Genomic DNA, 21,370 nt, shown 5'->3' on the forward strand with positions numbered 1-21,370 from the left:
GAAGAACCCTTTTCCATAGCCAGTTTGACCAGAGAAACGCACGCCGGAATGCAGGACTGACAGCGTCCGCAGTGGTGCGAAAAGAATTGTAATGGAGGTACAACCCCTGTTAGAGATACGCTGGCATTGCCGAAAAGTATACGCTTTACTTTAGGATGGCACTGCCTGGGGCCTGGTGAAACCGAAAAATTGTTGACGAGAATCGACCTATAACTATAGTATACGGAAAATATATGACAATTCCTAATTTAATTCGTTAATTCCCTGTATAAACCAGTGAGCGGCAGTTGCCTTTGCCTTCCGGATTGGCTGCAGTATGGCTACTCCCGGCAATTGTACATGCTAACGCCATACCCGAATCCATTGAAAACATACCCCTTATGAAAAAGACAATGGCGCTCTGCCTCCTCACGTTTGCCTTTCGCGTGGCCTGTGCGCAGGATACGAAAATAAAGAACCTGGTATTTGAGGGAGCGGGCATTAGGGGGCTTGCCTACGCGGGTGTGCTGGAGGAACTCAGTGCGCAAGGCGTGTTACAGGACATTGAGAAAGTGGGCGGCACATCGGCTGGCGCCATCACCGCGCTGATGGTTTCGCTGGAGTATACCCCTGCGGAGATGGAGCGCATTATCTACAACACCAAGTTCCAGCAGTTCAACGACGGCAGGTTTTTCTTTATCGGTGGGTTGCTGCGCCTGCACCGCAGCTTTGGCTGGTACCGCACCCGGAAATTCGCGGACTGGCTGGGCAATATCGTCGCGCAGAAAACAGGCAACCCTGACATCACTTTCCGGGAGTTGCATGCCCTGGGCTATACCGACCTGTATGTGACAGCCACCTGCCTGAACCGGCAAAAGCTCTACGTGTTCTCGCACGAGACCTACCCCGACATGAAAGTGAGAGACGCGGTGCGGGCCTCCATGTCGGTGCCGCTCTACTTTGAGGCGGTGTTTATCGACAGCACCGGGAAAGTGCACGAAAAGCACGGCCAGCCGCACGATGACCTGGATATAGTGGTGGATGGCGGCCTGCTCGGCAACTTCCCCATCACGCTGTTCGACCAGATCACAACAGATTCACTCCACCAGACGTCGCGCATACCCAACAGCGAGACGCTCGGAGTGCGGATAGATTCCGATGAGCAGCTCAAAAACGATGCGCTGACCCGGGAGCTCGTGCCGCTACAGATTAACAGCCTGCAGGCCTATGTCTCGGCTTTCTACATCCTTGCCCTCGAGAACCTGAACCGCAATCAACTGCTGGCCGCAGACTGGGACAGAACTATCTCCGTTTCTTCTGTCGGCATCACGCCACGCGTAAAACGACTGACACACAACCAGAAAGAACTCCTGCTGCGCAGCGGCCGGGCGCATACCGCCGCCTACCTGCACGCGAGAAACCCGGAATAAGGCCGTGGGCCTTAACATCATAAAAGACGACGTGAACTCATATATTTACAGCAACAAGTTGAAGTACAATTTTAAACTTTTGTAACTTCAGTAATGACAATGTGAAAGGAGAGGATTAATCCGGTCTTTTCCGCTGTTTCGGATTTCTTAATCCGAAACTTTTCCTGCTGCGGATTTCCTAATCCGCGTGAGTAGGACCACGGGGATTAGGAAATCCCCTGCAGGTGGCTTCCGGACTTGGAAGTCCGAAAGAGCCGAGCGGAGCCGAGCTGAAGTTTAATTATGCTCTCCATGCTATTGTTAAAACAGGGCTGGCAACTGCTGCCAAAGGGTATAACCGCCCATTCCGGCCATCACCAGCACCACCAGCACCCCGAATACAGTGAGCCAAACGGGATGCCGGTACAGGCCCACCACCCTCGTTTTGTATGCCGCGATCAGGATGGTGCCCAGCGTGATGGGAAGGATGAGACCATTGAGCGCTCCCGCCAGTATGAGCAGTTTGACGGGGCGGCCCACGAAGACGAAAATAACCGTAGAGACAGCGATAAAGCCAATGATGACCCAGTTCTCGTGCCGGGCAACGCCGCTGTGGAACGACTTGACAAAGGACACGGAGGTATAAGCCGACCCGATGACGGAGGTGACAGCTGCTGAGAGCATCACGACGCCGAACAATTTATACCCCAGGTTTCCGGCTGCCAGTTGGAACACAGAGGCGGGCGGGTTGGCGGCGTCCAGTGTCAGCCCTTTGCTGATAACCCCCAGCGCGGCCAGAAACAGGAAAATACGAATTACGGAGGCAACCGAGATGCCCATCACGGCGCTGGTGTTCACCTCGGGGAGCGCGGCCTCCCCTTTCACCCCGGCATCCAGCAGCCGGTGGCCTCCCGCAAACGTGATGTAGCCGCCCACGGTGCCGCCCACGAGCGTGATGATGGCAATCACATCCAGCTCATCCGGCACAAAGGTTTTCACAAAGGCTTCCCCAACCGGGGGTGCCGAGGTGATGGCCACAAACACGATCAGCAGGATCATCAGCAGGCCCATCACCTGTGCAAAACGGTCCATCACCTTGCCAGCCTCACGCACTAAAAACACGGCGATGGCAATGGCGGCGGCCAGCACAGCCCCAACTTCAGGGGAGATGCCCAGCAGCACGTTAAACCCAAGACCGGCCCCGCCCACGTTGCCGATGTTAAACGCCAGTCCGCCCAGCACGATAAGCACAGCGATAAAAGCCCCCAGCCCCGGCAGCACGGCATTGGCAATGTCCTGCGCCCGTTTCTCGGACACCGCGATGATGCGCCATACATTCAGCTGCACGCCAATGTCGATGATGATCGAGATCAGGATCACGAAGCCAAAGCTGGCGGAGAGCGACTGCGTGAAAACAGTGGTCTGGGTCAGGAAGCCGGGGCCTACGGCAGAGGTCGCCATCAGAAACGCCGCGCCCAGGAGCACGCTCCAGTTTCGTTTTGGCCTCATCCGGAAACCCTGCCTTTTGCTTGAACCACGATGCCCGCCTCGCGGAGTGCCTGCTGTATCTGTCGGGCAAAGGCCACCGCATGCGGCCCATCCCCGTGGATGCAAACGGTGTCTGCCTGAATCGCCACATCCGGCCCCTGCTGCGAGGCCACTTTCCCCTCTTGTACCATCCGGAGGACCTGGCTGATGGCTTGCTTTTCATCCTTGATCAGGGCATCGGGCAATTTCCTGGATGTCAGGGTGCCGTTCTGCTGATAAGTGCGGTCAGCGAATACCTCGTGGGCCACCTGCAACCCGATCCGCTCCCCGGCGGCGGTGAGGGAGCTGCCCGCCAGCCCATACAGGATGGCCTCCGGCTGCGTGGCATACACGGCCTCGGCCAGGGCCTGTGCCAGGCTTGGTTGCACGGCAGCCATGTTGTAGAGCGCCCCGTGCGGCTTTACGTGGTGGAGCTCACCTCCTTCGGCCCGCACAAACGCCGCCAGTGCCCCGATCTGGTAGACCATCAGCGCATAGGCTTCCTCTGGCGTTACGGCCATCTCCCGGCGGCCAAAGCCCACCAGGTCGGGTAAGCCGGGATGCGCGCCGATGGCCACGCCCTGGGCCAGCGCCAGTTGCACGGTGCGGCGCATCACCACCGGGTCGCCGGCATGAAAGCCGCAGGCGATGTTGGCGGAGGTCACGTACTGGAGCAATTCGGCATCGTTGCCCAACTGATAGGCCCCAAAGCTTTCGCCTAAATCGCAGTTAAGGTCTACCGCAAGGTGTGTCGTCATGGTTTGGTTTTGAAATGAAGGGCTGCCCGTATCTTCTCCAGGTTTTTCTCCTGCCGGATATAGAGCGCCTGCGCCTCTTCCAGGGTCACTTCCTTAAAATGGATTTTATGCCGCGGCACGAGCTGCGCCAATTTAGAAAAGTCTGCGGAAATAACCTGCGCGATGCGGGGGTATCCTCCCGTAGTCTGGTGGTCGGCCATCAGCACGATCGGGTTGCCGTCGGGCGGCACCTGCACCGTGCCGAATGTCACGGCGCTGGAAATGAGCTCTTCAGGGGAGGCCAGCGCCAGCCGGGTGCCCAGCAGGCGGTAACCCATCCGGTCCGACTGCGCCGTGACCTGGTAGGCCAGTTGCCAGAAATCGAGGAGGCTCTGTTCTGAGAAAAGCAGGTATTCCGGTCCCCGGACCACGCGGACAACCTGCGGGCCATCGTAAGTAACCTGCAACGACACGTCGACGGACCAGTTGGCCTGCGACAGAGGGTTTTCCTGCAGCGCGGTGGTCAGGCCGCGGAGGAAGGCCTCCATCTTGGCGGGGAAGTCGCGGCACAGCAGCGTGTCGCCGCGCTGCAGCGCCCTTCCCGACAGCCCCCCGATGCCCCCGCGCAGGTACGTGGACTTGCTCCCCAGCACGGCAGGCAGGTCAAAGCCGCCGGCCACGGCGATGTAGGCCCGGCAGCCGCTGCGCGGTGCCCCAAACTCCAGGATGCTGCCCTCCTCCACCAGCAGGGGGCGCCAGCCTTTCACCGGCTTCCTGTTTATCGTCGGCGACAAGTCTGCGCCCGTAATGGCGATCAGCTGCTTTTTGGGAAAGAAGATTTTGGCCCCCTGAAGGGTTATCTCTATACTGGCCTCGCCTTCCTCGTTGCCAACTAGCAGGTTGGCGGCACGCAGGGCGAAGGGGTCCATGGCACCGCTCACCACCATCCCGTCTTTCTGGTAGCCATACCGCCCCAGGTCCTGGATTGTGGTGAGCAGGCCGGGGCTCAGGATGTTAAGACTCATGTTGCTCCTTTCTCATCTCCGTGTATTTTTCTGCCGAAATGGCCACAAACCGCACGAGGTCACCGGCCTGCAGCAGGCTGGGCGGGGTGTTGGCCGGGTTGAACAAGGGAATGGGTGTGCGGCCGATCAGCTGCCAGCCGCCGGGTGTCTGCAGCGGGTATACCCCGGTCTGGTTCCCGGCGATGCCCACTGTGCCCGCGGGCACGTCCGGCCGTGGCGAGCTTCGGCGTGGGGTAACGAGCCTTTCTGAGATTCCGCCCAGGTATGGGAAGCCGGGGGCAAAGCCAATCATGTATACCCGGTAGTCTGGCTGGGTATGCAGCGCGATCACCTCCCCGGGCTGCAGCCCGGTGTGCGCGGCCACCGCGTCGAGGTCGGGCCCATACTCCCCGCCATACGCCACCGGGATCTCCACCACCCGTTGCGCCAGCGGAGCCCTGCCTTTGCCCATCAGGGGCAGCATCCGCTGCAGAAACCCGGTGACCTTGGTATAAGGGTTGAGTTCCCCTTTCTCACTGATCACCCAGGGGTTGTAGTATACCGTAACCGTGGTGAAGGCGGGCACATACTCCACCAGGCCCTCAAACGGATGCTCCTCGAGACAGGCCACAAACGCCCGCACCTGGCGGTGCGTCTCCTCCCCGATCGCGTCGCCGAAGTGCACCACCACGGCCGCGTCTCCGAGGGGGTATAGCCGTACGGTCGGGATATCGCTCTCTTTCAGCTTTCTCATAGTTCTTGTGCTGCTGCATACCTGGTTTCTCCCAATCGAACGGGTACAGGTGCGCTTGGTTTTGTCCGGCCAGCGGATTAGTGGCCCGTGGGGGCACGTAAATGTAATATAAATTCTATTTTTGGGGTACGATGAAGAAAAAACCGATCCGATGCCTGGCAGCAGGGCTTGTGCTCGCCAGTGCCGCCCTCTGCTCCTGCAGCCCCCGCACCATGCCGCCTACAGATGCCCCCGCCGTCGAAACTGGCGTGACCGAGGCGCTGGCCGCACACAGGAAACGCCTCATTAGCCAGCTTGCCTATGAAATTAACCTGAACATACCGCCCGAAAAAAAGGAGCCTGTGCAGGCAAGCGAAACCATAACCTTTCACCTCCAGGACAACGCCGCGCCGCTGCAACTCGACTTCAAAGAAGCGACCGCCAATCTGAAAAGCGTGTCGGTAAACGGACGGCAGGTGGACATCATACATCAGCAGGAACACCTTGTGCTGCCCGCGAGACGGCTGCGCAAAGGCCGCAACGAGGTCGCCATCGAATTCCTAGCCGGGGACCTCTCCCTGAACCGCAACGAGGACTACCTGTATACCCTGCTTGTGCCCGACAGGGCCCGCACCGTGTTCCCGGTGTTCGACCAGCCGGACCTGAAAGCTACGTTCAAGCTCACGCTTACGGTGCCAACAGGTTGGAATGCCCTGGCAAACGGCCCGCTGCTTGACACCCTGACTACCGGCTCGGCCAAAACCTACCGCTTTGGCCCCTCCGACACCATCAGCACCTACCTGTTCTCGTTTGCAGCCGGAAAGTTCGACATGGTGACACGAGAGATGAATGGCCGGGAAATGCGCTTTTACCACCGCGAGACAGACGCGAGCAAGCTGGCCCTGAGCCTCGACCCGATCTTCCGGATACACGCCGATGCGCTGGAGTTCATGCAAACGTATACCCAGCTGCCTTACCCGTTTCAGAAGTTCGACTTCATTGCCATACCCGACTTTCAGTATGGCGGCATGGAGCACGTGGGTGCTATTGATTACAAGGCGTCCTCCCTGTTTCTGGACGAAGGAGCCACACAGGACCAGAAAATTGCGCGCTCGAACCTGATCGCGCACGAGACGGCGCATATGTGGTTTGGGGACCTGGTGACGATGAAGTGGTTCAATGATGTATGGATGAAGGAGGTGTTCGCCAACTTTATGGCCGACAAGGTCACGCAGGTGTCGGTGGCCAATGCCAACTATGACCTCAAGTTTCTGATCGACCATTTTCCGGCTGCGTATGGCGTGGACCGTACGGAGGGCGCCAACCCGATCCGGCAGCCGCTGGGTAACCTGCAGGACGCGGGCTCGCTGTATGGCAGCATCATCTACCACAAGGCCCCCGTGGTGATGCGCCAGTTGGAGCGCCTGATGGGGGAGGCCGACTTCCGGCAGGGCCTGCAGGAGTACCTGAAAATCTATGCGAACAGCAACGCCACCTGGGCCGACCTGATCCGGATACTGGACGCCCGCACCCCCACCGACCTGCAGGCCTGGAACCAGGTATGGGTGAACGAGCCGGGCCGCCCGGAGTTTGCTTATACCCTGAACGAGGCAAACGGAAAAATTAAAAGCTTAAAGATAACGCAGCAGGGTGAGGACGGGTCAGACCGCCTGTGGCCCCAGTATTTTGAAGTCACGCTGGTATACCCGGATCGGCAGGAGCAGCTGACGGTGCACATGGGCCAGCGCACGGTTGCCGTGGATTCGGCAGCGGGTATGGCCGCACCGGAGTATATCCTTTTCAACAGCTCGGGGCAGGGCTACGGCGTTTTCCCGGTGGATGCGCGCATGCTGCCCCCCCTCTTTTCCATCCAGGATCCGGTGGCGCGCGCATCGGCCTACATCACCCTGTACGAGAACATGCTGAATGGCCGGTCGGTACGGCCAGCACAATTGCTGGAGGTATACCGGGCAGGGCTTTCTATGGAAAAGGAGGAGCTTAACCTGAAGCTTCTGACCAGCCAGCTCGGCAGCATTTTCTGGGATTTCAGCACGCCTGCCACACGCGCCGTCTTGGCCCCAACGCTGGAGGCTGAGCTTTGGAAAGCCCTGCACCAACAGACGGACACCAATGCCAAAAAGCTCCTGTTCAAGGCTTACCAGAACATTGCGCTGACCCAGGAGGCGAAGGACAGGCTATACCATGTATGGCAACAGCAAAAAGCCCCTGTCGGCGTGAAGCTAACCGAAGATGACTACACAGCGCTGGCCCTGGCCCTGGCCGTGCGGGATTATACAGTTTCCGATGGCGACATCCTGCTACAGCAACTCACCCGCATCAAAAACCCGGACCGCAAAAAGCGCCTGGAGTTCCTGATGCCTGCCCTGTCGGCGGAGGCAGGGCAGCGGGACGCCTTTTTCGCTTCGCTGAAACTGGCGCAAAACCGCGAGAAGGAATCGTGGGTGAACGCCGCGCTGGCATACCTGCACCACCAGCTGCGGGCCAGCACCTCTGAAAAGTACCTGAAAGAAAGCCTCGACCTGCTGGAGGAGATTCAGCAGACAGGCGACATCTTTTTCCCGTATGCTTGGCTCCAGGCTACTTTTGGAGGCTACCAGACCACTACCGCCGCCGAGACTGTGCGCGAGTTTTTAGCGGAGCACCCTAACTATAATCCGAAGCTGAAAGCCAAGATTCTGCAGGCCGCAGACAACCTGTTCCGGGCTGAGAAGCTGTTGCAGGAACAAGGAGAATTATAAGCTTCGGAAAGGGGTATAACTCGAAATGGCATGCTACCTCCACCAGTGAAAATATGAGGAGCCACAGGAAGCCTGAGCGTCGCAAAGAGTTCACCGCAACGTTCGGGCTCCCAGAACGGAAGGACCCGCTTTATTCCGCCCTGCTGCGCACCACGCGGGCGGTAACACTCAGCTGCCCCACGTGCCGCTGGGTATGCTCGGCGGCGTGCACCAGCAAGCCCAGCACCGTAGACGGCAGCTGTGCGCGCCCAACGCCGCGCGGCTCCAGCAGCGTTTGCGCATCGGTATGGCGCAACTGCTTCAAGGCCCGGTCTACCTGCCGGTCGAAGATTTGCACCAGGCCCAGGATATGGCAGGTGGGCATTGGGCATTTCCCCTCTGTTGCCAGTGCCTCCAACTGGGTATGGCTGAGGGCTTCGGCACGGGCATAGGTCAACAGGCGGTCGAGCACGCCCGTGAGGTGCTGCAGATGAAACCCAACGGAGGCCACGCCGGCGGGGCGTTTCCAAAGCAGCTCGTCCGGGAAACCCAGCATCAGCGTGCTTACTTCTTCTTTGGCCTGCAGCAGCGCATGGGCCACAGGCTGCAGCAACGGCGGCATATCGGGCAGCGGTCCGCGTAGCCATACTTCAGGTTTTGGGTCAGAGGTCATTTTCGTTTTGATTTTTTAAGGATCCCGGTCTTACCGAATTGACAAGCAGCCAGAAACAACACAACCTGCCACAGGCTTGCTGACTGGCATACGTTATACCGCAAACGCATCTTGCAGCTCGAAGGGTTATTATACCCCTGGCAGGCAGGTTCCGCGCAGTTAAACGCGTTGGTAAGGTGGCACAATACCTTCTCTTGCCGCTTTGCAGGCAAATAATTGCCGTGGTTTTCATAACAGGGCATACCTGGCACGAAGCCTGCTTATAGTATATATCTATTTTAAGTATTTATTGTATTATTTAACCCCAAAACACGTATATAGTAATAAGCGGATGCCTTTAAACAGCGAGCATCCACCTTAAACTACCGTTTCGTGATTTTAACAACCTGTTATGTATCCTGTACGGCCATGGTTATTTATAGGGAAGTACCGGGATACGCACAACCTTCCGGGCTTATACGCACATCGTATCAAAGCCATGCTGGAGTTAGAGGAGTTGGAGCAATACCCGGGTATACATACCCTTTATATCCCCACCGAGAACGATGTTCCTTTTTCGCTTAAGGATTTTCGGAGAGGCGTGGATTTTATACTGCTGGAGCATCATCTAGGCAAAAACGTGCTGATTGCCTCCGGTGCCGGTATCAGCAGGGCGGTGGCTTATGCCCTGGCGGTTTTGAAGGAGGAAGAGGGGCTCTCGCTGCTGCAGGCCTACACGCTTACGCTGCGCCAGGAATTTAAGGCCCTGCCACATCCCGTGATATGGCAGTCGCTTTGCAAGTTTTACGGCGAAAACATCCCTTACCTGGAAGTGCTCCGGAAATACAACAAAGCCCGCAACTGACTCCACTCCGCTCATACCTTTTTCCACAGCTCCAGGCCCAGGTGCTGTGCGCCACATTTAGCCCTGTAACAGATGTGCCACAGCCTCGGGCGCGATTTCAGGTGTGGCGCCCCGCTGCGTGGCCACCAGCGCCCCGACGGCACAGGCCTGCCGCAACGCCTCCAGATAACTTTTGCCTTTGATGTGGTTGGCGAGAAACGTTGCCAGAAAGGCATCGCCGCTCCCGATGGTGTTCTCCACTTCCACGTGAAAGCCATCCTGCTCAAAATAGCCCTCGTCGCACAACACGGCCGCGCCATTCTCGCCGCGGGTCACGATGATGGTTTGCACACCGTAATGCGCCCGCACAAAAGCCATGCACCCCTGCTCGTCGGTAAAGGGGTGGTGCCACTCCGTGATCTCCATCAGCTCGTGGTGGTTCATCTTCACGATGTTGGCGTGTTGCAGCAGCGGTTCCAGCACTTCCCGACTATAGTATGGCGGGCGCAGGTTCACGTCAAACACTTTTAGCCTGGCGATCTTCAACAGCTCGTGCAGCGTGTCGCGTGAGGTTTTGCTGCGGGCCGCGAGGCTGCCATATATGAAAAAGTCGCTTTGGGCCACGTGCTCCCGCAGGCCGTCCTGCAACTGTATGAAATCCCAGGCCACCGGCTGCACGATGTCGTAGCTCACCTCACTCCGGTTGCTCACGTTTACCAGCACCACGCCTGTTTTGTGCCCCTCGTTTACCTGCACCCATTGGTTTTGCACTCCCTTTTGTGTGAGGTAAGCCAGCAGGTTCTCGCCCAGCGCATCGTCGCCAACGCGGCTTACCACCACTGGCTCCAGGCCCTGGTACCGCATATGGATGGCCACGTTCATGGGTGCCCCACCCGGCAGCTCCCCGCTGGGCAGCATGTCCCAGAGCATCTCTCCGAAGCAAACAATTTTATGATCCATAGCACAGTAGATTTTAAGATCGAATCAAATCAATTTTAGGGCCAGGCAGCTCCCTTACTGGTGCACCACCTCCCGGCCGATCTCCTCCAGCGAGGTTTCTTTCGTCTCCGGCATCATGCGCCACACAAACACCAGCTGCAGCACCATCATCATACAGAAAATAAGGAAGGTGGTTCCGCCGCCCAGGGTTTCGGCCACATAGGGGAAAGCGAACGCGATAACGGCAGCCAGCAGCCAATGCGTGAAGCTGCCCAGCGCCTGCCCGTAGGCGCGCACCTGGTTGGGGAAGATCTCAGAGATGAACACCCAGATAACTGCTCCCTGCGAGAAAGCGAAAAAGGCGATGTAGACGAACAGGTAAATGGGCACGGCATACCCCTGAAAGCTCTCTGTGTAGAAAGCCACAGCTACCAGCCCCAACGTGATGATGAGCCCGACGGAGCCGATGAACATGAGGGTGCGCCGCCCGAAGCGGTCGATGAAGTTAAGGGCCAGCAGCGTGAACAGGAAGTTGACGAGACCCACGCCCGCCGAGGAAAGGAGGGCGGAGCTGGTGCCCAGCCCAGTCATCTCGAAAATGCGCGGCGCGTAGTAAATGATGGCGTTGATGCCTGATAGCTGGTTAAAGAAAGCAAACAGCACGGCCAGCGTGATAGGCCTGCGATAGCGGCTGGAGAAGAAGGGCTCCTTGGGTTTCGTCACGTCCGTTTTGGCGGAGACAAGGATCTCCATCACGGTTTTGGAGGCATCCGTCTCGGGGTTGGCGATCTGCAGTATCCGCTGCGCCTCCTCCACCCGGTTACGCTTCAGGATAAGCCAGCGCGGACTCTCGGGCACAAAAAGCACCCCGACCAGGAAACCGATGGCTGGGAACGCCTCGGCCCCCAGCATCCAGCGCCAGTCGTTTGCCCCGGAGCCACTGATCAGGTAGTTCGACAGGAAGGCGACGAGGATACCGAACACGATGTTGAACTGAAAAAGGGCAACCAGCCTGCCACGCGATTTGGCCGGGGCGATCTCGGAGATATACAGCGGCGCCGTTACCGACGAGGCACCCACGCCAAGCCCACCCAGGAATCGGAACATCAAAAAGAGATACCAGTCGGTGGCCATGGCAGAGCCCACTGCTGAGACGAAGTAAAAGACGGCGATCCAGAACAGGGTTTTCTTGCGGCCCATGGCGTCCGAGGGAATCCCGCCGAGGAGCGCGCCGAGCACGGTGCCGAAAAGCGCGATGGACACCGTGAGCCCATGCTCAAACACATCGAGGTCCCATACCTGCTGTATGGCCCGCTCCGCACCGGAAATCACAGCTGTGTCGAAGCCGAAAAGGAAACCGCCCAGGGCCACCACAATCGACCATAAGAAAACTTTTTTGTTCATCTGAATCAGCTTATATATACCTTCACATACTTTTTCGTGTGCCAGCCCGCGCTGCCCGGAACACGGCGCAGTGCCTGCAACTGGTAACCAAGATAGGAAACAATTGCGGAGTATACCCCTCCTGTGGCAGAAATTAACTGCTCACGCAGCGTGAAGCCCCAAAGGCATACCATAGGGGAAACGTGCCGCCGCCCCGGCCCAGGGTCTGGCGCAATTCTTGCCAGCCACTTCGGCGGATAGCCGGAAAGCCGTCCTATTTTTCGGGAATCAGAAAACGTTTGTAACTCGCAGTCTCAAACTGAGGTAAAGGAGGCAGCCGACGCTACGGCGCGATAAAAACAGGTATAAAAACAACACATGAAGCGTGTGCTCATCAAGATCATCAAGTTTATAGTTTACACCATCATCCTTCCGGTCACGCTGTTCCTGAAAAGGGAGCTCAAACTGTTTTTCGGGAGCCAAAAGTCCAAATTCACGCGCGCCTACTGGCAGCACAAATGGAACCGGGTGCGCGCTTTCAGGCTAAAGGATGCCAAACGCTCAGACTTTTTATACCTCTTCCGGGTTGCTTTCAAGGGTGGCTTGGTGCTGCTGTTGCTGTTCACGCTCTTTTACATGGCCGTGTTCATGGGTGTGTTCGGCCACATGCCCTCCAAGCGCGAACTGCGAGCCCGGCAGAACAACACCGCCTCGGAGGTATACGCCTCTGACGGCGTGCTGCTGGGCCGCTATTATATCCAGGATCGCACCAACATTTCCTACGATGCCATCGCCCCGGCGGCCATCCAGGCCCTGATCGCGACGGAGGACGCCCGTTTCTATAAGCACAGCGGCGTGGATGTCAGGAGTTCGTTTCGGGTGCTGATCAAGTCGGTGCTGTTGCAGGAGAGCGCGGGCGGCGGAAGCACCCTCAGCCAGCAGCTGGCCAAAAACCTATACCCGCGCAAAGACTACAAGCTCTGGGACATGCCCGTGAACAAGCTGCGCGAGATCATCATCGCCCGCAAGCTGGAGGGGATTTATACCAAAGAGGAACTGCTGGAGCTGTACCTGAACACCGTGCCCATGGGCGGCAACCTCTACGGAATCGAGCGGGCGAGCAGGCGCTTCTTCAACACCTCAGCCGACTCGCTCAGGACGGAGCAGGCCGCTGTGCTGATCGGGATGCTGAAGGCCACCACCACCTACAACCCTCGCCTGAACCCGGAGCGCGCGCAGCACCGCCGCAACGTGGTCCTCAACCAGATGGCCCGGTATGACTACCTTCCGCAAGCCGCCGCCGACTCGCTGAAAAAACTACCCCTGGAGCTCAATTACCGCTACGTGACGCACAACGACGGCCTGGCCCCCTACTTCCGGGAGCAGCTGCGCCTGGAGCTGGAAGACTGGTGCGTGCGGCAGAAGAATAGAAACGGCGACCCCTATAACCTTTATACCGACGGGCTGAAGATTTATACCACCCTGGACGCAGGCATGCAGCGCCATGCCGAGCGCGCGGTACGCCGCCGCATGGCGCTGCTGCAGCAGAAGTTCGACCAGCACTGGAAAGGCAGGGCCCCGTGGGGCCGGGATAGCAAAGTGCTGCAGGCGGCCATGTACCGCTCCGACCGCTACCGCAAAATGCAGAAAGCCGGTGTTTCTGAAAACGATATCCGGGATGCTTTCGGGCAACCGGTGGCCATGAACGTGTTCAGTTGGAAAGGAAGCACCAAGCGGGAAATGACCCCGATGGATTCGCTGGCCTACTATGAGCGGTTCCTGAACACGGGCCTGCTCGCCATGGAACCCCACACAGGGTATATCCGCGCCTGGGTGGGCGGCATCAACCACGACATTTTCAAGTACGACCATGTGCGCTCCCGGCGGCAGGTGGGCTCCACGTTTAAGCCCATTGTGTATGCCGCCGCCCTGGAGAAAGGCATTGCCCCCTGCACCTTCTTCCCCAACGTGCGCAAGACATACCCGGAGTACGACAACTGGTCGCCCCAGAACGCCACCGGGCAGTATGGCGGCGAGTACAGCATGCGGGGCGCACTGGCACACTCTGTCAACACGGTGTCTGCTCAGCTGATTCTGGAGGCTGGCGTGGACCGCACGGTGGCCCTGGCGCACAGGTTCGGCATCGAGAACGAGCTGCCTGCCGTGCCGTCGCTGGCACTGGGCACGGCCGACTTGTCGCTGCTGGAGATGGTGAGCGCCTATACCACCTTCGCCAACGATGGCCACCATGTAGCCCCTGTTTACATCGAAAAAATAACGGACCGCAGCGGCAATGTCATCCGCCAGCACCGCCCCGACGGGTATGGCAAATCGGTCCTCTCGCCCAAAAACGCGGCTGTCATGCTGGCGCTGATGCAGGGCGTGGTGGAAGAAGGCAGCGCGGCAAAGCTCCGCTCCGAGTTTGGCCTGCAGATGGATATCGCGGGCAAGACGGGCACCACGCAGGACAACGCAGACGGATGGTTTATCGGCATTACCCCGAAGCTGGTGACGGGGGTATGGGTGGGTGCCGAGAGCCCGAAGGTGCGCTTCCGGACGCTGGCCCTTGGCCAGGGTTCCAGCACGGCCCTGCCTGTCTGGGGTGATTTCATGCGCCGCATTGCCCTGGACCCCGCCTATCCAGGGTATATGAAAAGCCAGTTCGAACCGCTCGCCCCTAGTCTGCAGGGCCAGCTCGACTGCGCTTCTTTCCGGGCCGAGGCCCCGCCCCAAAACTTTGTGGACCGCATTTTTGACAGTGTGAAAGACAAGGCTGTGCAGACCTACAAAGGCTGGAAAGAAGACTGGAAGCAACGCCGGAAAGAAAAGAAACGCGGCAGGAAAAACAAGTAGTGCAAGCCAGGCAAGCAACAGTGCAGTCATATGTTCAGGATTACCCACTATCCTATAGATTTTGGGCAGTATGATTTGCTTATCCGAAAGAAGCATACGATACATTCCTCCTTCGATCGGCAGTGTATAACCCACAGGCACCTTCACTGCGTACCCTGAGGAAGAAAGCTGTTCCTGACATATCAAAAAAATATACAAATAAACAGATGAAAGTAGGATTTATAGGACTCGGAATAATGGGGAGCCGCATGGCGACAAACTTGCAGCGCGCCGGCCACGAACTGGTGGTATACAACCGCACCCAGGCCAAAGCCGATGAGTTGGTGGCCCAGGGGGCAGTTCGGGCAGCATCGGCAGAAGAGGTGGCCAGGCAGTGCCGCCTGGTATTCACGATGCTGGCCACGCCTGATGCGGTGGAAGAAACCGCCGTTGGCCCCGACGGCTTTCTGCGCGCCCTGCCCGGCAACTCCCTTTGGGTGGACTGCAGCACCGTAAACCCGTCGTTCACGAAGAAGATGGCTCACCAGGCCCGCAAAATGGGCCTGCGCTTTTTGGATGCCCCCGTTTCCGGGTCGCTGATACCGGCGGAGAAAGGCGAGCTTATCTTTTTGGTGGGAGGCCCGGAAGAAGACCTGGCGCAGGTGCGGGAATTGCTGGAGGTAATGGGCAAAAACGTGGTGCATGTAGGGGAAAACGGGCAGGGGGCCAGTATGAAGATGGTGATCAACATGCTGCTGGCCCAGGCGATGGCAGCCTTCACCGAATCGCTGCGGCTGGGCACTGCCCTGGGCATTTCGGAGGAGACACTCTGCCAGACGCTGCTGAACACCCCTGCCGCCGCCCCTTTCCTGAAACTGAAGCAGGACAAACTCCTGAAAAGGGATTTCTCGCCTGAGTTTCCGCTGGAGTGGATGCACAAAGACCTGCATCTGGCCAGCATCTCCGCTTACGAGCAGAACGTGGCCCTCCCTTCGCTACAAGTCACGAAAGAGCTGTATGCCCAGGCCAAGCAGCAGGGCTTCGGCGAGGAGGACCTGTCGGCCATTTACCGGCTATACCTCCCGGATGACGGGGAGAATCAATAGCAGAAACTGAAAGCAGCAGAAACAAAAAGCGGCCGCTCCCATACAGGGGCGGCCGCTTTCGGTTAGCGATCAGCCGGTGAAAGAACCTCCGTTAGGGCACAATCACGATCTTGCCTGTGGTATGGCCCGACAGTATCTGGTCCAGTGCCTTGGCGGTATCCTCCAGTGGGTATGTCTCACTGACATGCACTTTCAGCTGGCCAGACTCGGCCAGTTCCCGCAACTGATCCAGTTGGCTGGCGTTCGGCTCTACAAAAACATAGTGGAAGTTGATGCCGTCGTCCAGCCCCTCTCCCTGATGCACAATAGAGACCAGAGTACCGTTCGGCTTTAACCCAGCCAGGCTCTGCTGCAGAGTATCGCCACCGGCGCAGTCAAAAATCAGGTCTACCCCGGCGGGGTATAGCTTCTTCACTTCTTCGCCTACATTCGTGTCTTTGTAATCAAGCACATGATCCGCGCCGTTTTCCTTCATGAAGGCATGGTTTTTCTGGCTTGCCACGCCGATCACCTTGGCTCCTTTCGTCTTTGCCAGCTGGATGGCCATGCTTCCCACGCCGCCGGAGCCCCCCAGAATCAAGACCGTCTGGTCTGGCTCCAACTGCCCGGCATCAAACAGCGCCTGATAGGCAGTAAGGCCAACCAGGGGTATACCTGCGGCTGCCTCCCAGGAAATGCGCTGCGGTTTTTTGGCCAGGTAGCTCTCGGGAAGCACGATGTACTCGGCAAAGGTGCCTCCATGCACCACCGGGCGCCGGGCATAGGCATATACTTCCTCGCCAACCTTAAACCGCCGGGCACTGAATCCCCGCTCTTCCACCACGCCGGCCATATCCCAGCCCGGAACAATAGGGAACTCGTACGGCAGGAAATCCTTCAGGTAGCCTTCCCGCACCAGGGCATCCACGGGATTCACCCCGGCTGCTTTGATGCGCACCAGCACCTCCCCTTCTTTCAGCTCGGGTACCTCCAGCGAGGTTACTTTTATTTTGTCTGGTCCACCAAACGCTTCGTATGTGGCTGTTTTCATGTTTTTTCGCATAAGTATAAGTTTGTTTTGTGTTGATAAAGTGTGCTACGAAAGAGCGGCGCGGGCACAATGCTCCAGCGCGGGCACTGTTGCAGGGCTTAGTCGTTATATCCCTACGCGGTTGCCAGCCAAATGGCTTCTTTCAAGTGCCATACCTGCCTCGCGAACGCAACCGCCGTGCTATTGTGAGGAGGCCTGCCCCAGCGGTATGGCGCGCAGCTCCTCCGAGATGCGCTTGTTCCACCGCTCCTGGGCGGCCTCGTCCAGGCCATGGCGGGTTTCGGTGTCGTACTGCTCCTGCAGGCGGTTCATCTCCCGGAACGACTCGATGTACTCGTATTGGATGATACTGTTATAATCCTCCAGAGTGAGGCGGCCGGGGTGCAGCTTTTGCTTGAAGCGCTCTGCCACCAGCCGCACGATATCGAAGTGGCGCTGCTCGTGGTTCAGGCCATAGGCATTGCGCGCCGGCTCTTTCACCCACGAGGAGCTTTTCAGCACATACACTTTCAGCAGCAGCTCGAGCTGGATCACGCCGTCAATAACCTGGGGGCGGCCCTCGTAGGAGAAGCTCGGGAAAACGGCAGCGGCAAACTTAGTGGGCTTTGTGGACTGTCCCTTGAAGTCGGCCCAGGCGAGCGGGCGGGCAGGGCTATAGAAAACAGAGTCGTCCCCGGCATCGTGCGTGTGGTCCCGGAAGGTAACCTGCAGTGCCCGAGCCAGCTTTTCGTTGCTGCCGGCCTCGTGCTCCATCCAGGTGTTCAGGTATACCAGGGCATCCGCCAGCACCCGCTGCAGAGTGGGCGCTACCACGTCCTGCTGCGTGGTGGGCCTGTCGTAACGGGCCCCGCCGCGGTAGGCCATCAGCGGCACCACCTGCTCGCCCCGCTGGTATTCAAAGGCCATGTCCATAGTTATCTGGCCCTCCACCCGTCCGGGGCGGGCTCCGGGTTTTTCGGTAACCTGGCACTCCTTCACCCGGATCACCACCGGGCGCAGCGCCTGTTGCCGGGGCGCGCCTTGCTGCAGAAACTGACGGACAGCCTTCAGCCCGCCGCCCGCCAACTCCACGGGAACGGGTTTCCCTGGCGGGCTGGTGGGCGAGGCAGGCAAAGGGAGCAGATAGGCGAAGGGTTTCCCTGCCCCGCGCTCGTCCACCACATCGGCAATGTAAAATTCCTTCGGAACGAAAGGGAGCGGCTCGGCTTTCAGGGCGATGGGGGCTGACTGGGCCGCCAGGTGCAAGGGAGCTGACAGCGTTTGGAGCAGAAGCAAAAGCGCGGCGGCGACAGCCGCCCGAAGCAGTCGGAGGAGAGTATAAACCGCCTTTCCCGGTGTTGAAAGGCGGTATGGGGTAATGGCGCGGTTTTTCATGAAGTGCTTGAGGTTGAGGTTTGGGTAGGCCGCCTGAAACTGTTAAATTTGATAGCTGCCCAGCGGAAGCATGCCCTTGCTGCCTTTAGAGCATGTTTAAAATTCATCTTTTGGGCTGCAAATTGTTCCTAAAGGAACCTGACTTCACCTTTTTATCACCCCATAGCGCTGCTATGCGGCTCAAAAAATGCTTCGCCAGAACCCTTCCTGAACAATTTTCGCTTCCAAAAACGAAATTTAAACATGCTCTTAGCCTAAACAGCCCGGATCTGCTTTGAGTTCGATGCGCCGCCGTAGCAAGGGCAAACGCAACATGCAGGCTTTCCCCGCAAATAAAATCTGTATTTAGCAAGAGAAAAAACAGCATTGGCTGTTAAACATACGCGGCCCCATACCACTGCCCGAAGCGGAATCCTAATGACGGCCTATGCAGCAAAATTCAGATTAATTGTTCAAGAAACTGTACCCATAGTCCATATATACCTTTGATTATCAACACTTAAAAAATATCATCTAAACATCTTAAAACTTTATTATTCGAATATAAAAACATTCCACATTCACTCGCAGTAATGCTGTATGATATGTTATTTATACATTATTTCCATACCTTATCAAAATCAATAAAATAATAGCTTAATAATCACAATTGATCTTTACACATGCTTCCGGAAGAAGGGATGACCAAATGAACCAACAAATGACTAAGGAAATGCTGTCTCCGGAATTCTACCAGACATTGGTGAGGCGTAGCACAACCCTTATATCGGTTGTCGAGGTTTCAGGGGTCTACAAATACATCAGCGATTCAGCCCATAAGATTACGGGGTATCACCCAGAAGAGCTGCTTGGCAAAACGATTATGGAGTATGTCCATAGCCAGGACCTGCAGACCATCAAGGCTGCATTTGACAAGCTCAGGACAACACATGACGTAGAGGTGCCCCTGTTCCGGTTCAGGACCAAGGACAGCGGCTGGCGGTGGATGGAGGCAACGCTCTCGAACCTGACCGATGACCCGCAGGTGAACGGTTACGTGATCGAGGCCCGTGACATGACCGGGGACAAAAAAGCCCAGCACACGCTCGAAAGAGGGCAGAACTTCTACAACTCGATCCTGCAGAAGCACCCGGACGCCGTTTTCACCCTGACGCCCGACGGCATTTTCGAGCACGTGAACGACCATATCTGCCAGATCCTGTCGTACAGCAAGGCCGAGATTATCGGGGACCACTTCACCAAGTTCATCGCGACGTCTTTCTTCTTTGAGGCCAACAAGGCGATCAGCAGGGCCCATAACTGCGAGCAGACCTCGCTGGAAGGGAAAGTGGTGAACAAGTATGGCAAGGTCCGGACGCTCAACTTCGACCTCATACCGGTATGCACTGACCATACGCTTACGAGCATTCTGGTGATCGCCAAAGACATCTCCGCCGAGAAGATCGCGCTGAAGGAGCTGGAAAAGCTGTCGCTCATTGCCAGCAAGGCCGTGAGCTGCGTGGTCATAACAGATGCTGCAGGAAGAATGGAGTGGGTAAACGGCGAGTTTACGCGCGTGACGGGGTATAGCATGCTGGAGGCGCTGGGCAAAAAGCCCGGGGAGCTGTTGCAGGGCCCCGAAACCGACCAGAACGCCATCCAGGAGATGAAAAAGATCTTCTACCACCACGAGCCTATTTCGCTGGAGATTCTGAACTACCGCAAAAACGGCGAGAAGTTCTGGTTCCATATGGACATTTCCCCCATTTTCAACGACGAGGGCCAGGTATCACAGTATTTTGCCATCCAGTATGACGTGTCGGAGCGGAAGGAGGCGGAGAAGAAAATGCTCCTGCTCTCTGAGGATCTGATGCGGCACAACCGCGAATTGCAGCAGTTCAACTACATCGTCTCGCACAACCTGCGGGCACCCGTCGCCAACATCGTGGGCCTGGTGTCGTTGCTCGAGCACATGGACGAGAAGAACGCGAACTTCGTGAAAGTACTCACCAAGCTCCGCCAGACCTCCCATGGCCTCGACATGGTGATCCGGGACCTGGACGAGATTCTTTCGCTGCGCGACAGCAACAACAGCGGCCTGAGCGAGGTGGTATGCCTGAACAACATATGCGGTGAGGTGGTGCACAGCCTGCAGGACCGGATTGAGGCCACCGGGGCCGAGATTTACGAGAACATCCCCGCAGACGTGTGCATTCACGGGAACAGGGCATACGTGTACAGCATTTTCCATAACCTGCTTTCGAACTCGATCAAATACCGCGACCTGGAGCGCCAGCTCCGGATAAGCATTTCCTACAAAACCGAGGGAGATCAGCACGTCATCATCTTCCGTGACAATGGGATGGGTATGGACCTGCAGCGCTTTGGCAACAGCCTCTTTAAGCTGTATGGCAAGTTTGATAAAAAGACAGAAGGCCGCGGCATTGGCCTGTATATGGTAAAGGCACAGATCGAGACGCTAGGTGGCAGCATCAATGTGGAAAGCACACCTGGCGAAGGCACGACATTTTACCTGCGCTTCAACAAAGAGCTCTTTTAACGCCGCTTTTATACAAGAGAAACAGGTATGGATACGGTAAAGCCCGCTACCTCAGCAGCAATGCACGGCAAGCGAGTTTGAAGTCGGCCCCCTCATAGGATTCCCAAGCGATTCTGTGGTGGGGCCGGTTTCGGCTTTCAGGTCGGTTGCCCCTGACGGAATCTTCTGCATAAGTTGGCTGTTACGCTTCAAGATCCAATCTTTACACATGAGCATCGGGCATAAGTTTAATGTTAAACAGCCTCAAGCTAACGCGGGTGGCCAGTACACGTGCGGCACCTGCGGCAACCCCCTTTTTAGCGCTGACAAACAGTTCGAGGCAGGGTGCGGTTTCCCTAGCTTCTGGGCTCATATCGAAGCCAATGTGCGGCAACAGGAGCTCGACAGCTATGGCAGAACCAGAACCCAACTGGTGTGTAGCCGGTGCGGGACGCACCTGGGTCACCTCTTCCCCCATGCGCTCACTCCCTCTAAATTGCGCTACTGCATCAGCGCCCAGGCCATCTCCAAAGAAGGGAAATAACAGATGCGCCTGGCGGGGGTA

The 21,370-nt window shown here is 57.5% G+C and carries 16 protein-coding genes; 7 read left to right on the forward strand and 9 right to left on the reverse strand.

What is annotated here, in order from left to right; genetic code table 11:
• The first annotated feature begins 380 nt into the window (after positions 1-380).
• The gene (locus MKJ04_RS01095) at positions 381-1,409 is read left to right on the forward strand and encodes a patatin-like phospholipase family protein (protein WP_317246689.1); all 1,029 of its coding nucleotides are present in this window, start codon (positions 381-383) and stop codon (positions 1,407-1,409) included.
• Between the two features lie 300 nt (positions 1,410-1,709).
• On the opposite strand, the gene MKJ04_RS01100 is transcribed toward MKJ04_RS01095, so the two are convergent.
• The 4 genes from MKJ04_RS01100 to pxpB are packed head-to-tail and all read right to left on the reverse strand — an operon-like array spanning position 1,710 to position 5,410.
• Complete coding sequence (locus MKJ04_RS01100) at positions 1,710-2,897, reverse strand: NRAMP family divalent metal transporter (RefSeq protein WP_241638419.1); 1,188 nt, start codon at positions 2,895-2,897, stop codon at positions 1,710-1,712.
• Positions 2,894-3,673 carry a LamB/YcsF family protein gene (locus tag MKJ04_RS01105; RefSeq protein ID WP_241638421.1) on the reverse strand — a complete coding sequence of 260 codons (780 nt, stop codon included), beginning with the start codon at positions 3,671-3,673 and terminating at the stop codon, positions 2,894-2,896. Before MKJ04_RS01105 ends, MKJ04_RS01100 begins: the two co-directional genes overlap by 4 nt.
• Positions 3,670-4,677, reverse strand: coding sequence for a biotin-dependent carboxyltransferase family protein (locus MKJ04_RS01110; protein ID WP_241638423.1), 1,008 nt, complete (start codon positions 4,675-4,677; stop codon positions 3,670-3,672). The genes MKJ04_RS01105 and MKJ04_RS01110 overlap by 4 nt, the downstream gene beginning before the upstream one ends.
• Entirely contained in the window at positions 4,667-5,410 is a 744-nt protein-coding gene (gene pxpB / locus MKJ04_RS01115) for a 5-oxoprolinase subunit PxpB (protein ID WP_241638425.1), read from the reverse strand. Before pxpB ends, MKJ04_RS01110 begins: the two co-directional genes overlap by 11 nt.
• Positions 5,411-5,541: 131 nt before the next feature.
• On the opposite strand from pxpB, the gene MKJ04_RS01120 reads away from it, so the two are divergent.
• On the forward strand, positions 5,542-8,148 hold the full coding sequence (locus tag MKJ04_RS01120) for a M1 family aminopeptidase (protein ID WP_317246690.1): 2,607 nt from the start codon (positions 5,542-5,544) through the stop codon (positions 8,146-8,148).
• 130 nt (positions 8,149-8,278) lie between these two features.
• Here the strand turns inward: MKJ04_RS01120 and MKJ04_RS01125 are convergent, their stop codons facing one another.
• Positions 8,279-8,800 (reverse strand): DinB family protein, encoded by a 522-nt coding sequence (locus MKJ04_RS01125; RefSeq protein ID WP_241638427.1) that lies wholly within the window; start codon positions 8,798-8,800, stop codon positions 8,279-8,281.
• Positions 8,801-9,278: 478 nt separating this feature from the next.
• Between MKJ04_RS01125 and MKJ04_RS01130 the strand changes: the two genes are divergently transcribed.
• Positions 9,279-9,644 carry a hypothetical protein gene (locus MKJ04_RS01130; RefSeq protein WP_241638429.1) on the forward strand — a complete coding sequence of 122 codons (366 nt, stop codon included), beginning with the start codon at positions 9,279-9,281 and terminating at the stop codon, positions 9,642-9,644.
• Between the two features lie 57 nt (positions 9,645-9,701).
• Here the strand turns inward: MKJ04_RS01130 and MKJ04_RS01135 are convergent, their stop codons facing one another.
• Positions 9,702-10,583 carry a carbohydrate kinase family protein gene (locus MKJ04_RS01135; RefSeq protein WP_241638431.1) on the reverse strand — a complete coding sequence of 294 codons (882 nt, stop codon included), beginning with the start codon at positions 10,581-10,583 and terminating at the stop codon, positions 9,702-9,704.
• A gap of 54 nt (positions 10,584-10,637) precedes the next feature.
• Positions 10,638-11,966, reverse strand: a complete 1,329-nt coding sequence (locus tag MKJ04_RS01140) for a sugar porter family MFS transporter (RefSeq protein ID WP_241638433.1) — start codon at positions 11,964-11,966, stop codon at positions 10,638-10,640.
• Positions 11,967-12,323: 357 nt separating this feature from the next.
• Between MKJ04_RS01140 and MKJ04_RS01145 the strand changes: the two genes are divergently transcribed.
• Both MKJ04_RS01145 and MKJ04_RS01150 read left to right on the forward strand, forming a co-directional pair.
• Complete coding sequence (locus tag MKJ04_RS01145) at positions 12,324-14,798, forward strand: penicillin-binding protein 1A (protein ID WP_241638435.1); 2,475 nt, start codon at positions 12,324-12,326, stop codon at positions 14,796-14,798.
• A 122-nt stretch (positions 14,799-14,920) separates the two neighbouring features.
• Complete coding sequence (locus MKJ04_RS01150; RefSeq protein ID WP_317246691.1) at positions 14,921-15,883, forward strand: NAD(P)-dependent oxidoreductase; 963 nt, start codon at positions 14,921-14,923, stop codon at positions 15,881-15,883.
• 91 nt (positions 15,884-15,974) lie between these two features.
• Here the strand turns inward: MKJ04_RS01150 and MKJ04_RS01155 are convergent, their stop codons facing one another.
• Positions 15,975-16,913, reverse strand: coding sequence for an NADP-dependent oxidoreductase (locus tag MKJ04_RS01155; RefSeq protein WP_241638439.1), 939 nt, complete (start codon positions 16,911-16,913; stop codon positions 15,975-15,977).
• A gap of 180 nt (positions 16,914-17,093) precedes the next feature.
• The gene (locus tag MKJ04_RS01160; RefSeq protein ID WP_241638441.1) at positions 17,094-18,287 is read right to left on the reverse strand and encodes a hypothetical protein; all 1,194 of its coding nucleotides are present in this window, start codon (positions 18,285-18,287) and stop codon (positions 17,094-17,096) included.
• Between the two features lie 700 nt (positions 18,288-18,987).
• Between MKJ04_RS01160 and MKJ04_RS01165 the strand changes: the two genes are divergently transcribed.
• Both MKJ04_RS01165 and MKJ04_RS01170 read left to right on the forward strand, forming a co-directional pair.
• On the forward strand, positions 18,988-20,826 hold the full coding sequence (locus MKJ04_RS01165) for a PAS domain-containing sensor histidine kinase (protein ID WP_241638442.1): 1,839 nt from the start codon (positions 18,988-18,990) through the stop codon (positions 20,824-20,826).
• Between the two features lie 208 nt (positions 20,827-21,034).
• Positions 21,035-21,349: a peptide-methionine (R)-S-oxide reductase gene (locus MKJ04_RS01170; protein ID WP_241638444.1), complete on the forward strand. Its 315-nt coding sequence runs from the start codon at positions 21,035-21,037 to the stop codon at positions 21,347-21,349.
• Positions 21,350-21,370: the final 21 nt, after the last annotated feature.

The organism is Pontibacter sp. E15-1, assembly GCF_022601975.1.
Taxonomy (GTDB): domain Bacteria; phylum Bacteroidota; class Bacteroidia; order Cytophagales; family Hymenobacteraceae; genus Pontibacter.

What these genes read in the sequence shown, in the direction of transcription:
- pxpB (WP_241638425.1), bottom strand. Translation starts at nt 5,410, where the DNA reads ATGAGAAAGCTGAAAGAGAGCGATATCCCGACCGTACGGCTATACCCC.
- MKJ04_RS01110 (WP_241638423.1), bottom strand. Translation starts at nt 4,677, where the DNA reads ATGAGTCTTAACATCCTGAGCCCCGGCCTGCTCACCACAATCCAGGAC.
- MKJ04_RS01165 (WP_241638442.1), top strand. Translation starts at nt 18,988, where the DNA reads ATGACTAAGGAAATGCTGTCTCCGGAATTCTACCAGACATTGGTGAGG.
- MKJ04_RS01140 (WP_241638433.1), bottom strand. Translation starts at nt 11,966, where the DNA reads ATGAACAAAAAAGTTTTCTTATGGTCGATTGTGGTGGCCCTGGGCGGT.
- MKJ04_RS01135 (WP_241638431.1), bottom strand. Translation starts at nt 10,583, where the DNA reads ATGGATCATAAAATTGTTTGCTTCGGAGAGATGCTCTGGGACATGCTG.
- MKJ04_RS01130 (WP_241638429.1), top strand. Translation starts at nt 9,279, where the DNA reads ATGCTGGAGTTAGAGGAGTTGGAGCAATACCCGGGTATACATACCCTT.
- MKJ04_RS01100 (WP_241638419.1), bottom strand. Translation starts at nt 2,897, where the DNA reads ATGAGGCCAAAACGAAACTGGAGCGTGCTCCTGGGCGCGGCGTTTCTG.
- MKJ04_RS01170 (WP_241638444.1), top strand. Translation starts at nt 21,035, where the DNA reads ATGAGCATCGGGCATAAGTTTAATGTTAAACAGCCTCAAGCTAACGCG.
- MKJ04_RS01095 (WP_317246689.1), top strand. Translation starts at nt 381, where the DNA reads ATGAAAAAGACAATGGCGCTCTGCCTCCTCACGTTTGCCTTTCGCGTG.
- MKJ04_RS01120 (WP_317246690.1), top strand. Translation starts at nt 5,542, where the DNA reads ATGAAGAAAAAACCGATCCGATGCCTGGCAGCAGGGCTTGTGCTCGCC.
- MKJ04_RS01160 (WP_241638441.1), bottom strand. Translation starts at nt 18,287, where the DNA reads ATGAAAAACCGCGCCATTACCCCATACCGCCTTTCAACACCGGGAAAG.
- MKJ04_RS01145 (WP_241638435.1), top strand. Translation starts at nt 12,324, where the DNA reads ATGAAGCGTGTGCTCATCAAGATCATCAAGTTTATAGTTTACACCATC.
- MKJ04_RS01125 (WP_241638427.1), bottom strand. Translation starts at nt 8,800, where the DNA reads ATGACCTCTGACCCAAAACCTGAAGTATGGCTACGCGGACCGCTGCCC.
- MKJ04_RS01155 (WP_241638439.1), bottom strand. Translation starts at nt 16,913, where the DNA reads ATGAAAACAGCCACATACGAAGCGTTTGGTGGACCAGACAAAATAAAA.
- MKJ04_RS01105 (WP_241638421.1), bottom strand. Translation starts at nt 3,673, where the DNA reads ATGACGACACACCTTGCGGTAGACCTTAACTGCGATTTAGGCGAAAGC.